13 protein-coding genes and 1 other RNA gene are annotated in these 14,499 nt (G+C 60.8%); 10 read left to right on the top strand and 4 right to left on the bottom strand.

Annotation, left to right across the window (positions count from 1 at the left end; translation table 11 throughout):
• Positions 1-115: 115 nt before the first annotated feature.
• Positions 116-492, bottom strand: a transfer-messenger RNA (tmRNA) gene (gene ssrA / locus AB4Z13_RS13580).
• Between the two features lie 114 nt (positions 493-606).
• On the opposite strand from ssrA, the gene AB4Z13_RS13575 reads away from it, so the two are divergent.
• The 6 genes from AB4Z13_RS13575 (at position 607) to AB4Z13_RS13550 (ending at position 6,292) form a co-directional block, all read left to right on the top strand.
• Positions 607-1,401 (top strand): thymidylate synthase, encoded by a 795-nt coding sequence (locus AB4Z13_RS13575; protein WP_442206245.1) that lies wholly within the window; start codon positions 607-609, stop codon positions 1,399-1,401.
• 113 nt (positions 1,402-1,514) lie between these two features.
• On the top strand, positions 1,515-2,036 hold the full coding sequence (locus tag AB4Z13_RS13570) for a dihydrofolate reductase (protein WP_442206160.1): 522 nt from the start codon (positions 1,515-1,517) through the stop codon (positions 2,034-2,036).
• A gap of 146 nt (positions 2,037-2,182) precedes the next feature.
• On the top strand, positions 2,183-3,283 hold the full coding sequence (gene hflK / locus AB4Z13_RS13565; protein WP_442206159.1) for an FtsH protease activity modulator HflK: 1,101 nt from the start codon (positions 2,183-2,185) through the stop codon (positions 3,281-3,283).
• Positions 3,284-3,286: 3 nt separating this feature from the next.
• Positions 3,287-4,252 (top strand): protease modulator HflC, encoded by a 966-nt coding sequence (gene hflC / locus AB4Z13_RS13560; RefSeq protein WP_442206158.1) that lies wholly within the window; start codon positions 3,287-3,289, stop codon positions 4,250-4,252.
• A gap of 11 nt (positions 4,253-4,263) precedes the next feature.
• Positions 4,264-4,449 carry a DUF2065 domain-containing protein gene (locus AB4Z13_RS13555; RefSeq protein WP_442206157.1) on the top strand — a complete coding sequence of 62 codons (186 nt, stop codon included), beginning with the start codon at positions 4,264-4,266 and terminating at the stop codon, positions 4,447-4,449.
• A gap of 103 nt (positions 4,450-4,552) precedes the next feature.
• Positions 4,553-6,292 carry a Do family serine endopeptidase gene (locus AB4Z13_RS13550; RefSeq protein WP_442206156.1) on the top strand — a complete coding sequence of 580 codons (1,740 nt, stop codon included), beginning with the start codon at positions 4,553-4,555 and terminating at the stop codon, positions 6,290-6,292.
• Positions 6,293-6,585: 293 nt separating this feature from the next.
• Here AB4Z13_RS13550 and serB read toward each other — a convergent pair whose 3' ends face one another.
• Entirely contained in the window at positions 6,586-7,476 is an 891-nt protein-coding gene (serB, locus tag AB4Z13_RS13545; protein WP_442206155.1) for a phosphoserine phosphatase SerB, read from the bottom strand.
• On the opposite strand from serB, the gene miaA reads away from it, so the two are divergent.
• Positions 7,475-8,371: a tRNA (adenosine(37)-N6)-dimethylallyltransferase MiaA gene (miaA, locus tag AB4Z13_RS13540; protein ID WP_442206154.1), complete on the top strand. Its 897-nt coding sequence runs from the start codon at positions 7,475-7,477 to the stop codon at positions 8,369-8,371. The two genes, serB and miaA, sit on opposite strands and share 2 nt — an antisense overlap.
• A gap of 81 nt (positions 8,372-8,452) precedes the next feature.
• Entirely contained in the window at positions 8,453-8,710 is a 258-nt protein-coding gene (locus AB4Z13_RS13535; protein WP_007817811.1) for a hypothetical protein, read from the top strand.
• 7 nt (positions 8,711-8,717) lie between these two features.
• Here AB4Z13_RS13535 and AB4Z13_RS13530 read toward each other — a convergent pair whose 3' ends face one another.
• Positions 8,718-10,763 carry an ATP-binding protein gene (locus tag AB4Z13_RS13530; RefSeq protein ID WP_442206153.1) on the bottom strand — a complete coding sequence of 682 codons (2,046 nt, stop codon included), beginning with the start codon at positions 10,761-10,763 and terminating at the stop codon, positions 8,718-8,720.
• A gap of 342 nt (positions 10,764-11,105) precedes the next feature.
• On the opposite strand from AB4Z13_RS13530, the gene AB4Z13_RS13525 reads away from it, so the two are divergent.
• Together AB4Z13_RS13525 and ilvN are read left to right on the top strand one after the other, a co-directional pair.
• On the top strand, positions 11,106-12,899 hold the full coding sequence (locus tag AB4Z13_RS13525; protein ID WP_113323365.1) for an acetolactate synthase 3 large subunit: 1,794 nt from the start codon (positions 11,106-11,108) through the stop codon (positions 12,897-12,899).
• A 26-nt stretch (positions 12,900-12,925) separates the two neighbouring features.
• Positions 12,926-13,498: an acetolactate synthase small subunit gene (ilvN, locus tag AB4Z13_RS13520; RefSeq protein WP_113323364.1), complete on the top strand. Its 573-nt coding sequence runs from the start codon at positions 12,926-12,928 to the stop codon at positions 13,496-13,498.
• Between the two features lie 58 nt (positions 13,499-13,556).
• On the opposite strand, the gene AB4Z13_RS13515 is transcribed toward ilvN, so the two are convergent.
• Complete coding sequence (locus AB4Z13_RS13515; protein WP_442206152.1) at positions 13,557-14,474, bottom strand: SAM-dependent methyltransferase; 918 nt, start codon at positions 14,472-14,474, stop codon at positions 13,557-13,559.
• Between the last annotated feature and the right edge of the window lie 25 nt (positions 14,475-14,499).

Raw genomic sequence — 14,499 nt, 5'->3', positions numbered from 1 at the left:
GTCGGTTTGGAAGTCTTTTCACGAACTTGTATGGCACGTCCGGGCGCTTTGGGAAAGGCGCAAGCCGATTCATGCGTTCATCAAGCATACATGATTTCATCGAAAAAGGGGAGAAGGTGAAGGCTTCTGTTGCCAGGTGCCTTCGGACCCCGCCTTACGGGGCTAACCGTAAGGACTTAGAGCGGAATTCCCGCACCGCCGTTAGGCAGCGAGAGCGTATTCCTTAGCGTTGTTGTCGTTTGCAACTACACTTGTGACCCGATAACGGCGGTATCATGCCGAGCGAAAAGTCGATCTTTACACCCTTGTCGATCCTATTTCGCCCCCATCAAAAGCAGGCCTTTCTCCAAAAGGAGAGCCGCCTGTTTTTGGTGGAGGCGCCGGGTACCGCCCCCGGGTCCAATAGGTTTATTCCACCGCCCGTTTATCGCCATAGCCGGCCCGAAAGCCGGCATGGGTGATATAGTGTTTTTGTGATCGCAAGGGAAGGGGATACGTCATAAAAGCGTCGTGCTCTCCAGGGATTTTGCTTGGATAATCAGCAAGACGCATTGGTTTGCGGCCGCTTTGCCCTTAAATTGGGTGCAAAAGGAATCGGTGGCGACCATGAAGCAATATCTCGACCTCTTGAGCCATGTGATGGAAAAAGGCACCGACCGGGGTGACCGCACGGGCACCGGCACGCGTTCGGTCTTCGGCTATCAGATGCGCTTCGATCTCGATGCCGGCTTTCCGGTGCTGACGACGAAGAAGCTGCATCTTCGCTCGATCATCTATGAACTGCTGTGGTTCCTCAAGGGCGAGACCAATATCCGCTACCTGCATGAAAACGGCGTCAGCATCTGGGACGAATGGGCCGACGAAAACGGCGATCTCGGCCCGGTCTATGGCGCGCAGTGGCGCTCCTGGCCGGCACCGGATGGCGGGCATATCGACCAGATCGACAATCTCGTGAAGGGCCTCATCACTAACCCCAATTCGCGCCGTCACATCGTTTCGGCCTGGAACCCGGCAGAAGTGGACGAGATGGCGTTGCCGCCCTGCCACTGCCTGTTCCAGTTCTATGTGGCTGACGGCAAGCTTTCCTGCCAGCTCTATCAGCGCTCGGCCGACATCTTCCTAGGCGTTCCCTTCAACATCGCCTCCTATGCCTTGCTGACGATGATGGTGGCGCAGGTGACTGGGCTGAAATATGGCGAATTCGTCCATACGCTCGGTGATACACATCTCTATCACAACCATTTCGACCAGGCGAAGCTGCAGCTGGCGCGCCAGCCGAAGCCGCTGCCGCGCATGCTGATCAAGCGCGATGTGAAGGATATCTTCGGCTTCGTCTACGAGGATTTCGAACTCGTCGGCTACGACGCCGATGCCAATATCAAGGCGCCGATTGCTGTCTGAAGCGTGTCGCGATCTTTCAGATCGCTTGCCACGCTTTAGGCTTTTGTTTCGCATGTCGTAATCGCAAAACCGCTGCACATTTTTGCGCGACGTGCTCCAAGCCGGGAAGGCCAATGTCCGATATCCGCAAGACCATCTTCGTTGCCGTTGCGCGCAACGGCATCATCGGCCGCGACGGCGACATGCCCTGGCGGCTTTCGACTGACCTCAAGCGCTTCAAGGCGATGACAACAGGCAAGCCTGTCGTCGTCGGCCGCAAGACATTCGAGAGCTTCGGCGGCAAGCCGCTGCCGGGGCGCCAGCACGTGGTGATCTCGCGCGGTGCCGCTATCGATCTTCCCGACGTGCAAATGGCCCGCTCGCTCGACGAGGCGATAGAGATGGCCGAGGAGCTCGCCCGCAAGCAGGGTGAAAACGAGATCTCCATCCTCGGCGGCGGACAGATTTACGCGCAGGCGATGGCGTTCGTCGACCGCATGTGCGTGACGCATGTGGAAGCCGATGTGGATGGCGACACGTCCTTTCCCGACATCGATCCCACAATCTGGGTAGCGACCGAGAGCCTCGATGTTCCCTCGGGGGAAAGGGACACCTATCGCACGCGTTTCGTCGTTTATGAACGGCGAGATGCCTGAAAAGGAACTATTTTCCAATTATATTGACCAAGTTTCTGACGCTGCGTTGAAAGCAGATGCGGCGATACCTATAACGGTCGGATCGCATCCGCCGGCAGCCCCCACGGCGGTCGGATGTGTATGACGTAACGAACAACGAGGTTTTGATGCCCTGGAGCAATCAGAATGGCGGCGGCGGCCCTTGGGGCGGCGGCGGCGGTAATAATCAGGGACCATGGGGGCAGGGGCCGAACCGTCCACGCGGCGGTGGCGGCGGCAAGGGCGGTCCGCCCGATTTGGAAGACATCATCCGGCGCGGGCAGGATCAGCTGCGCGGCTTCATTCCGGGTGGTTTCAACGGCGGTGTCGTTGCGATCATCGTGGCTGTTGTCGCGATCTTCTGGCTTTTCCAATGCATTTATGTCGTCCAGCCGGACGAGCGCGGCGTTGAGCTGCGCTTCGGCCAGCCCAAGCAGGAGATTTCCATGCCGGGCCTGCATTTCCATTTCTGGCCGGTTGAAACCGTCGAGACGGTCAAGGTGACGGTGCAGCAGTTGAACATCGGCGCGACCACGGCAGGCTCTTCGAGCGGGCTGATGCTGTCGAGCGACAAGAGTGTCATCAACGTGCAGTTTGCCGTCTTCTATACGATCAGCGATCCCAAGGCCTATCTTTTCGGTGTGGAAAATCCGGCTGAAACACTGCAGCAGGTTTCCGACAGCGCCATGCGCGAAGTCGTCGGCCGCCGTCCGGCGCTGGACGCTTTCCGCAGCAACCGCCAGCCGATCGAGACGCAGGTTCTCAACATCGTTCAGGATACGATGAACCGTTACGGCGCGGGCATTACCGTGACCGGCGTGACGATCCAGAACGTGGCGCCGCCGCGCGAAGTCGCCGACTCCTTCGAAGAAGTACAGCGTGCCGGCCGCGACCGCGACAGCACGATCGAGGACGCCAACCGCTATACGAACCAGAAGCTCGGTCAGGCACGAGGCGATGCCGCCCGTATCCGCGAAGACGCAGCCGCCTACAAGGATCGCGTCGTCAAGGAAGCGGAAGGTGAAGCCCAGCGCTTTACGGCCATCAACGACGAATATTCGAAAGCTCCCGATGTGACGCGCAAGCGCCTGTTCCTCGAAACGATGGAGCAGGTTCTGAAAAACTCCAAGAAGGTCGTGATCGACGAAAAGCAGGGCGTCGTGCCCTACCTGCCGCTCAACGAGATCAACAGACCGGCGGCACCAGCACCGGCACGGCAGGGAGGTTGAACCATGGTATCGAACAGACTTCCCGTAATCCTCATCGCGCTCGCGATCGTTCTCGCCATTCTTTATTCGTCGATCTTCGTCGTGAATGCGCGTGAGCAGGCCATCGTCGTGCGCTTCGGTCAGATCCAGTCGGTGAAGAGCGAGCCCGGCCTCTACTTCAAGCTGCCGTTCGGCTTCATGGATGCCGACCGCGTGCAGTTCGTGGAAAAGCGTGCGCTCAGGCTCGACCTCGACAATATCCGCGTTCAGGTTCAGGACGGCCAGACCTTCGATGTCGACGCCTTCGTGATCTACAACATCTCGGATGTGCGCCGTTTCCGCGAAACGGTCTCCGGCGACCGCGACGCTGCCGAAGCACGGTTGCGTGCGCAGCTCGATTCCTCGCTTCGCCGCGTCTACGGTCTGCGTGACTACAATGCCGCGCTTTCGGAAGAGCGCGTGGCGATGATGCTCGAAATCCGCGACGATCTGCGCACCGATGCCGAAAATCTCGGCCTGCATATCGATGACGTCCGCATCCGCCGGACAGACCTTTCGCCGGAAGTGGCTCCGAACACCTACAACGCCATGCGCTCCGAGCGTCTGGCCGAAGCCGAGCGCATCCGCGCCGAGGGTAATGAAGAGGGCCAGCGCCGCCGGGCTGTCGCCGACCGCCAGGTCGTCGAGATTACCGCAGATGCTCAGCGCGATTCGGAAATCCTGCGCGGTCAAGGTGATGCGGAGCGCAACCGGATCTTCGCCGATTCCTTCGGCAAGGATCCGGCCTTCTTCGAGTTCTACCGCTCGATGGCCGCCTATTCCACGGCACTTTCCTCTCCGGATACGACGCTGGTGCTTTCGCCGACCTCGCAGTTCTTCCGCTACTTCGAGAATGCGGACGGCAACCAGCCTGCTGCACCGGGCCAGACCGGGGGCCTCGTGCCGCCTGCGGCCGCACAGCCGGCCGCTCCGGCACCGCCGGCGAACTGACGACAGACTGAATGCAGGACCTCCTGACCGGACTTGCATTCTTCCTTATCATTGAGGGGCTGGTCTACGCACTGGCCCCTCGTTTTCTTATCGAGATGGCAAAGCTTCTCCCCACCGTTCGGGAGCGGCAACTCAGGGTCTTCGGGCTTGCCGCGATAGCGCTCGGCGTCGGCTGTGTCTGGCTTTTGCGAGGCTAGATCACATTCGCAAGGGGATTTCGCGAAAAGGTGATTTCGCCCTCCATCATTCCGCCTTATGCTGGTGCTGTATGTGCGCCTTTACCCCAGACGAGGAAGCTTGATGGCCCCCACGACTCGCTCGCCCTTCAGACGAACGCTCGCGCTGCTGGCCGGCACCGCCCTTCTGGCAAATGTCGGCGCAAGCGGTGTTGCGCATGCGCAAACCGCCCCCGCACCAGCGACACCTGAACAGGCAGCACCGGCCCCTGCCGCCCCTCAACCGGCGCCGGTTTCCCCGGCTGCAGTAGTGCCCGCCGCTCCGCCGGTGCAGATGACGGCTCCGGGCAATGGACCGGCTTCGGTCGCCGATCTCGCCGAGGGACTGCTCGATGCCGTGGTCAATATTTCGACCTCGCAGAATGTGAAGGACGACGAAGGTGCAGGCCCGGCGCCGCGCGCGCCAGACGGCTCGCCCTTCCAGGAATTCTTCAACGATTTCTTCAACAAGCAGCAGGGCAATCGTGGCCCCAATCACAATGTCAGCTCGCTCGGCTCCGGCTTCGTTATCGACCCCAGCGGCTATATCGTTACCAACAACCACGTGATCGAGGGCGCCGACGACATCGAGATCAATTTCGCCAATGGCTCCAAGCTGAAGGCCAAGCTGATCGGCACGGACACCAAGACCGACCTTTCGGTATTGAAGGTCGAGCCGAAACAGCCGCTGAAATCCGTCAAGTTCGGCGATTCCAGCGTCATGCGCATCGGCGACTGGGTGATGGCAATCGGCAACCCGTTCGGCTTCGGCGGATCGGTGACGGTCGGCATCATTTCGGGCCGCGGCCGCAATATCAATGCCGGCCCCTATGACAATTTCATCCAGACGGATGCGGCCATCAACAAGGGCAATTCGGGCGGTCCGCTCTTCAACATGAAGGGCGAAGTGATCGGCATCAATACGGCGATCATCTCCCCGTCGGGCGGGTCGATCGGCATCGGCTTCTCAGTGCCGTCGGAGCTTGCCTCAGGCGTGGTCGACCAGCTTCGCGAATATGGCGAGACGCGGCGCGGCTGGCTCGGCGTGCGCATTCAGCCTGTCACCGACGAAGTGGCCGACAGCCTCGGCCTCGACACCGCCAAGGGTGCGCTAGTCGCTGGCGTCATCAAGGGCGGGCCGGTCGATGACGGCTCGATCAAGGCCGGCGACGTGATCCTGAAATTCGACGGCAAGGTCGTCAGCGAGATGCGCGACCTGCCACGCGTGGTGGCCGAAAGCCCCGTCGGCAAAGAAGTCGATGTGGTGGTGCTGCGTGACGGCAAGGAGCAGACCGTCAAGGTAACGCTCGGTCGTCTCGAAGATAGCGACCAGGCCGCCGCCAACGACAATTCGACGGATGACGGTGTCATCAATCCCGATCCTGGTGAAAACAACGATATGGACGAACCGGATCAGGGTGGCGATCAGGGGCAGGCCGCACCTGACGGCCAGGATCCGCAGCAACAGGGCCAGGGACAAGGGCAAAGCCAGAGCCAGGATCAGGCAACGCCCGGTCAGGCTGCTCCGAAGCATGTGCTCGGTCTTTCACTCTCGCTGCTCAGCCCCGAGACCCGCAAGGCCTTCGGCATTGCCGAAAGCGTTGATGGTGTCGTCGTGACTGAGGTTGCGCCGGGTTCGGCCGCCGCCGAAAAGGGTTTGAAGCCCGGCGACGTGATCGTCGAAGTGGCGCAGGAATTCATGAAGTCGCCGGATGCGGTTGCTACCAAGGTGCAGACGCTGAAGCAGGAAGGCCGGCGCAACGCGCAGATGATGGTCGCTGCAGCGAATGGCGACCTGCGGTTTGTCGCAGTGCCGATGGAGTGAGGGCTGTCGGTTGGCGGAGGATGCCGTGACTAGGGTAGTTGATTAGTCGCGGCGACCGCCCAGTTCTCCCTCATCCCTGTGCTTGTCACAGGGATCCAGCCTGCCCAAGTCCTTGGGCAGGAAAGACTTTCTCCCTTTACGGAGAATACGAGTCATTCACCGCGCGGACGCTCGGTAGCTGGATTCCTGTGACAAGCACAGGAATGAGGGTGGGGAGGGGCGCTTGCCGCCCCAAGACGCGAAAGGAGCGGTTATGACGCTCCTTTTCAGTTTTCAGCCACGCCTCGTGCGGTTCAAGCCGTCACGAAATCCGTCTTCCGGTAGCCCTGGATATAGAGCAGCGCGGTCAGGTCGCCGTGGTTGATCTGCATGTCGGCTTCGGCAGCGACAGCCGGTTTGGCGTGGAGGGCGACGCCGGAGCCGGCCAGATGCAGCATGCCGAGATCGTTGGCGCCGTCGCCGACGGCAATGGCTTCTTCGGGGGAAATGCCGAGGCGGGTGGCGATGTCGTTGAGAGCATCGACCTTGGCCTGCTTGCCGAGAATGGGTTCCGCGACGTGGCCGGAGAGGAGGCCGTCTTCCTCAAGCAGGAGATTGGCGCGGTTTTCGTCGAAGCCGAGGGTGGCTGCGATGCGGCTGGTGAAGACCGTGAAGCCGCCGGAGACGAGGGCGGTATAATAGCCTTTCGACTTCATGGTAGCGATCAGTTCAAGGCCACCCGGGGTAAGCGTAATGCGCTTGGCGATCACTTCGTCGACGACCGAGATCGGCAAGCCCTTCAGGAGGGCGACGCGTTCCCGCAACGCCGGTTCGAAGGCGATCTCGCCGTTCATGGCGCGGGCGGTGATGGCGGCGACCTTTTCCTTCAGGCCGACTTCGGCAGCGAGTTCGTCGATGCATTCCTGGCCGATCATTGTCGAATCCATATCGGCGATCAGCAGCTTCTTGCGGCGGGTTTCCTGTTCCTGGATGACGAGATCGATCGGGCTGTTGGCGATGACGGCGTGCAGATTGGCCTCGGCTGCCTGCCTGTCAGAGCCGTCTGCGAGCACGATATCGCAGGCAATGCCATCGGCCAGCCAGTAGAGCCCGGATGCCTTGACGGCGTCTGAAGCGCGCTCGGCGATCTCAGGCGAAAGAACGGGGTTTGACGGATTGGCAACAAGCGTGGCAACGAGGGCCATGATGGAAAACCTTCTGAGCGCTGTGAATGCGATCCTGATAACCGGGCCGACTGCCAGCGGCAAGTCCGCGCTCGCAGTGGAATTGGCCAAAGAGCATGGCGGCGTAGTGATCAATGCCGACAGCATGCAGGTCTATGACACGCTGCGGGTGCTGACGGCGCGACCCTCCGAAGAGGATATGGATGGTGTGCCGCATCATCTCTACGGCCATGTGCCGGCCGCGCAGGCCTATTCGACCGGTTCCTGGCTGCGGGACGTGACGGCGCTTCTGCCGCGCATCCACGCCGAAGGAAAACTGCCGGTCTTCGTCGGCGGCACCGGGCTTTATTTCAAGGCGTTGACGGGCGGGTTGTCGGAAATGCCCGTCATTCCCGAGGAGATAAGGCAGCGGCTGCGCGCACGGCTTCTGGAGGAGGGTCCGGAGGGCCTGTATGCGGAGCTTGCGAAGGTTGATCCCGCCATGGCCGAAAGCCTGAACGTACAGGACGGGCAGAGGATCGTGCGGGCGCTTGAGATTGTCGAGGCGACGGGCCAGTCGATCGCGGAATTCCAGGGGCAGGTGGGACCCGTCGTCGTCGATCCCGATACGGCCCGCAAGATCGTCGTGCTGCCGGATCGCGCCGTGCTGCATCAGCGTATCAATGGACGTTTCGAGAAAATGCTGGAGCAGGGGGCGGAAGACGAGGTGAGGGCGCTACTCGCGCTTGATCTTCCCCCGGAAATGCCTGTCATGAAGGCGATCGGCGTGTCGCAGATCGCGGCGATGCTGCGCGGCGAGATGAGCCGCGCCGAGGTGATTGAGCGTGGGGCCGCCGCCACACGGCAATATGCCAAGCGGCAGATGACCTGGTTCCGCAATCAGATGGATGAAAGCTGGGAGAGGCTTTCGCCTTAGCGCCAAAGCGACCCATGCTTCACGCCCGCAAACGGCTAGAATAATCTTCGAATCATGACCAATGGAGCTATGGGGGCCGGCATGAACAACTTTCTCGCCAAGACGCTTTCTTCGATCAACGCCTTGATCGCAATCGTCATTCTTGCTTTTTCCACGCTTTCGGGTGCGACTGCAGCAGCGGCGCAGGGTGGATCGGGCATGTTCATCGTCGGAGCAATTTTGGGCGCCATCGGCGGCATCGTGGTTGCTGCGCTGATCTGCGGCACCATCGCCTTCCTGGCACTGATCGAGCGGCATCTCTCCGAAATCGCAGCGGCAACGCGCCAGCCGCGTTCGTAGGCAGTACTCAGTCCTTATCGTAAAGGCTGCTCAGCGGCTTCTTCAGGATGCTTTCGCGCAGCGACATGCCGCCCTCGCGACGCGGCGCTGACGTCTGTTCGCCGAAGGCCGGCCTCGACTGCTCGTCGCGGCGCATTTCGCGGCGCAGCGCTTCGAGGCGTGCGTCAATGGAAGTCTGCGGCGAGAGCGGCGGGGTCTCGGGATGTTGCGCGCGGCTTTGCGGCAGCAGTCCGGGGCGATAGGGTTCGAGCGGCGCCTGTGCTGCTGATGGAGCGGTATAGGGCTGGTTGGCGTGGGGCTGAGCAGCGTCCTCGTCTTCGAAATCCTCTTCCGGCTCGTAATCCGCTATCGCTGCACTGTAGTTCTGCTGGAAGGTGGAGATATCGGGGCCTGATGTGATCGCCCGCATGCGGGTGACGATGCGGCGCAGGTCGACGGTGTCAGGGTCTTCCTCGGCATGTTTGCTGGTGGCGCTATGGGCCTTCGGCAGCAGGGTTTCGTCGACGCGCAAGAAGCGCATGCGCATAGGCACCCGGATCGCCTCTCCGAAGGCGATCGCCTCTCCATTGCCGATCGAGGAAATGAAGCTCGTCGTCGAGATCGAGGAATTGGGGATGGCCGAGCGGATGATTTCCTGGTCGCGGTCGTTGGCGAGGCGCATGGCAAAGAGCGTCGAGCACTGCGACAGGATCGTCTGGTCGAGTTCGCCGGGGCGCTGGGTGATGATGCCGAGCGAGACACCGTATTTGCGGCCTTCCTTGGCGATGCGGGCAATCGCCTGCCGCGTCGGCACAAAGCCGAGGTTCGGGTCCGAGGGTATATAGCGGTGCGCCTCTTCGCAGACGACCAGCATGTGAATGGCGCCTTCGCTCCAGAGCGCGATTTCGAAGGCCATGCGGCAGAGTACCGAGGCGACGGAGTTGACGACCTCGGAGGGGATGCCGGCGAGCTGGAAGGTGCAGATCGGTCTGTTGTCGCCGGGGATGCGGAAGATCTGCGCGATGGTCTCGGTGATCGTGTCGCTGATCGTGTTGCTGGAGAACATGAAGTGATAGCGCGGATCGTTGATCGCGGCGATGATGCGCATCTTCAGTGAGCGCAGGAAGGGCTTTTCGGCGCGACCTTCCAGCCTGCCGATGCGCTCGTCGATGAGGGCAAGCAGATCGGCGATGCGATAGGGCACCGGAGTGTCGGCGGTGATCGAGCTCTTTTCCGTCTGGCGGCGCACCAGCGAACTGTCGCTGCCGCGAAAGGCGCGTTTGGCCTCCGGCAGGATATCGCGCAGCATGTCGAGTTCTTCGGGCACCGGCGGGCGGCCGCGAAAGACAACTTCGGCGAATTCCTCGAGCCGCATCAGCCAGAAGGGTAGGTCGAGCGTGTCGGTGTCGATGGTGACGGCGTGTTTCGGGAAAGCGGCGGCAAATTCATTATGCGGATCGAGGATCAGCACGCGCAGCTTCGGATCGGCCTCGATCGCCTTGTGCAAGAGCAGCGAGACGGCGGTCGATTTGCCGACGCCGGTCGAGCCGACCACGGCGAAATGCTTCGACAGCATCGAGGGGACATGGATCGCCGCGTCGATGCTTTCATCCTGCGTCAGATTGCCGATGACGGCAGTGGCGCCCTTGCCGGCATCATAGATGCGTATCAGGTCGGCGGAGCGGATGCGGTGGGCGATGGCGCCGAGATAGGGGTAACGCGAAATGCCGGTCGAAAATTCCTCGCGGCCGTCTTCATCGACGCGGACTTCGCCGAGCAGTTCGGTCTCGATGCGGAAGATATTGTCCTGACCTTCGCCCCAGCCCTGGCTACCGGTATTCATGGAAAAGACGAGGGCGACGACGCGATTGCGCCCGACGCTGATCGAAATCAGCCGGCCGACGGACCATAATTCGGTGAGATCGGTGCCGCCGGCTTCCGCCACGGCGGCGATGGTGGCGCGCGATCCGCTGCATGCAACGACACGCCCGAGAAATCGATTCCCCGGCGCAAGGCTGTCGCGGCGATCCTGTTCGCCTGCTTTGCCTGTCGTCATCATGTCGTTGTTGAGCAAAGGGTTACTCCCTGCATTAAAGGGCAGGATAGAATCGATCCTTTAATAAATCCTTCAGCCCCAGAATTGGACGGCCCATTGGACGGTTTGCGCAGTTGACGGCGTGCCGATTTTTTATTGCGGAATGCGTTGACGCTGCGAAATTTTCTGTCTATCACTTCCGCCCATGACAATTTCGAACGTTCTTATCGTGGTGGGAAAGCGCATGGGCAGGATGGTGTAACCATCCGGCGATAGCCACCCATGCGCAAGACGAAGGCTCCTCAGGGGCCTTTTTTTATGCCCGAAATCAGGGCTTCCGGCCACAAACCTCAGATCTCCAGCATCAAACGGAACAGACACATGGCGAGCACGGACAATCAAGCGGCAGACAACAGGATGACGGGAGCGGAAATCGTTCTCCGCGCGCTGAAGGACAATGGTGTCGAGCACATCTTCGGCTATCCCGGCGGTGCCGTCCTGCCGATCTATGACGAGATCTTCCAGCAGGAGGATATCAAGCACATCCTCGTGCGCCATGAGCAGGGCGCCGGCCATGCGGCCGAAGGTTACGCCCGCTCCACCGGCAAGGTCGGTGTCATGCTGGTCACGTCAGGCCCCGGTGCCACCAATGCCGTCACGCCGCTGCAGGATGCGTTGATGGATTCCATTCCGCTCGTCTGCCTCTCCGGCCAGGTTCCGACGCCGCTGATCGGTTCGGACGCCTTCCAGGAATGCGATACGGTCGGCATCACGCGCCCCTGCACCAAGCACAACTGGCTGGTCAAGGATGTCAACGAGCTCGCCGCCGTCATCCATGAGGCCTTCCGTATTGCCCAGTCGGGCCGTCCGGGTCCCGTTGTCGTCGATATCCCGAAGGACGTGCAGTTTGCCACCGGCACCTACACGCCGCCGGCCGATCATGCCATCCAGAAGAGCTACCAGCCGAAGATCCAGGGTGACCTGAACCAGATCCAGGCGGCGATCGAGTTGATGGCCAACGCCCGCAAGCCGGTCTTCTATACGGGCGGCGGCGTCATCAATTCCGGCCCGGAAGCCTCCCGCATGCTGCGCGAGTTGGTCGAATTGACAGATTTCCCGATCACCTCGACGCTGATGGGCCTCGGCGCCTATCCGGCTTCCGGCAAGAACTGGCTGAAGATGCTCGGCATGCACGGCTCCTATGAGGCCAACATGGCGATGCATGATTGCGATGTCATGGTCTGCATCGGTGCCCGCTTCGACGACCGCATTACCGGTCGTCTGAACGCCTTCTCGCCGAATTCCAAGAAGATCCATATCGATATCGATCCGTCTTCGATCAACAAGAACGTCCGTGTCGATGTCGGCATCCGCGGCGATGTCGGCAATATTCTGGAAGACATGATCCGCCTGTGGCGCGCACTGCCGAAGAAGCCGGAAAAGAACCGTCTCGATGCCTGGTGGGGCGATATTACCCGCTGGCGCGCCCGCAATTCCTTCGCCTATGCGATGAGCAAGGACGTGATCATGCCGCAATATGCGCTGGAACGTCTCTTCGCGTTGACCAAGGATCGCGACACCTACATCACGACCGAAGTCGGCCAGCACCAGATGTGGGCGGCCCAGTTCTTCGGCTTCGAACAGCCGAACCGCTGGATGACCTCGGGTGGCCTCGGCACGATGGGTTATGGCCTGCCGGCAGCGCTCGGCGTGCAGATCGCTCATCCGGAAAGCCTCGTCATCGACATTGCCGGCGATGCCTCGATCCAAATGTGCATTCAGGAAATGTCGGCAGCGATCCAGCACAATGCGCCGATCAAGATCTTCATCATGAACAACCAGTACATGGGTATGGTGCGCCAGTGGCAGCAACTGCTGCACGGCAACCGCCTGTCCAACTCCTATACAGAAGCGATGCCTGATTTCGTGAAGCTCGCCGAAGCCTATGGCGCTGTTGGCCTGCGTTGCGAGAAGCCTGATGATCTCGATGCGACGATCCAGGAGATGATAGACGTCAAGAAACCTGTCATCTTCGATTGCCGCGTTGCCAATCTCGCCAACTGCTTCCCGATGATCCCCTCGGGCAAGGCCCATAATGAAATGCTGCTGCCGGACGAAGCCACGGACGAAGCGGTCGCCAACGCGATCGACGCCAAGGGCCGTCAGCTAGTATAACAATAGATAGGTAGGAACCCAGGATCATGAACGCACACCTTCAACCCACCGGCTCTGCCTACTTCATCTCTCCGGAAACGGCGGCCGTCGAGAGCCATACGCTCTCGGTGCTGGTCGATAACGAACCGGGCGTACTCGCCCGCGTCATCGGCCTGTTCTCCGGCCGCGGCTACAACATCGAAAGCCTGACGGTTTCGGAGACGGAGCATGCGGCGCATCTGTCGCGCATCACCATCGTCACCCGCGGCACGCCGCATGTGCTGGAGCAGATCAAGGCGCAGCTCGAACGCATCGTACCTGTCCATCGCGTGGTGGACCTGACGGTACGCGCCCGCGAGCTCGGCCAGGACCGGCCGATCGAGCGGGAAGTGGCTCTGCTCAAGGTTATCGGCAATGGCGAGACCCGCGCCGAGACGCTGCGCCTAGCGGACGCCTTCCACGCCAAGGTGGTGGATGCGACGATCGATCACTTCATCCTGGAGATCACCGGCAAGTCCTCCAAGATCGACCAGTTCATCGCGATCATGAAGCCGCTCGGCCTCATCGAAGTCTGCCGCACCGGCATTGCCGCTATGAACCGCGGCGGGCAGGGCATGTAAGGATTACAGCCCGGGCAGGTGATATTGCTCGGGCACGTTCTTCGACGCGACAATAGATTCACCGATCTTTCTTCGATAGTACCACGGCCGCCATGTAAGGTTCGTGAGGTCTCGGATCTTTCGTCAAGCGGTGCTCAAATCGAGCAAACAGCTCATCGACAAACGTGGTCCGTTCGAGGGCGCGTGGCGTGATGCTGGCGATCGTCGGGCCGCTCCATGCCCGCGTCGCGTTCGCATGATGTTTGGTGAACGTCACTCTGTCGCCGCTGCTATCGCATTCCGGCCAGAACGGATCACTGACCTTAACCAGGTCGAGGTGTTCCAACGCCAGTTCAGTGAAATATCCGGATGGCCTGAAAGGAGCCTGAATATCCTCCAGGGATCGAAGGCCGATTGGTATCGTAATTTGCTCCTGCTCCCGTTGCGACAGCAAACCGTCTTTTCTCATGTCTCCGATTGCTGACCATAGTTCGCCGAGCAGCCATTCCCAGCCCGTGTCGGCTTCGGCGCGCGCCGTGAAGCCGGCCACGAGTTTCGCGCCAGGTCGCATCTCTCGTGACCGCTGCGTCAGAAAGCATTCCCAGTCGCGCGCTTGCTGCGCCGCGACAGCGGCGGCGACAGCCGGTGACCTGCTCATTCCCGCGAGGACATGATCTGCCGCTTCGATTTCGTTGGTGCTCATCCACTGCAACGCCCAGGTCGACCAGCCAAGATGCACTCGGCCAGGCGGAAGCAACGGCGCGAAATATGATTTGCCGATCGCCAAAGGGAAAACATCGGCGGTTCCCGTCATGTAGCTGTCGGGGTCTGCGATCAGGGCTTCGAACAGAGATGAGAAATCATTGGACGGAAGGTCGGTGTGGATGACTTCGATGGGAACGGTCGCCCCTGCATTCAAACGCAAAAGTTCAATCGCCTTTCGCATGGGGATCATCGAATTTCGGCCCTGGGAACAGCCGTAGTCGACGATGGTCACAGGACTTTCGCGAATGTCCACTGTC

The organism is Rhizobium sp. YAF28, assembly GCF_052113285.1.
Taxonomy (GTDB): domain Bacteria; phylum Pseudomonadota; class Alphaproteobacteria; order Rhizobiales; family Rhizobiaceae; genus Rhizobium.
Note: the sequence above shows the minus strand (reverse complement) of the source record. Positions and strands in the feature narration are given on the sequence as shown.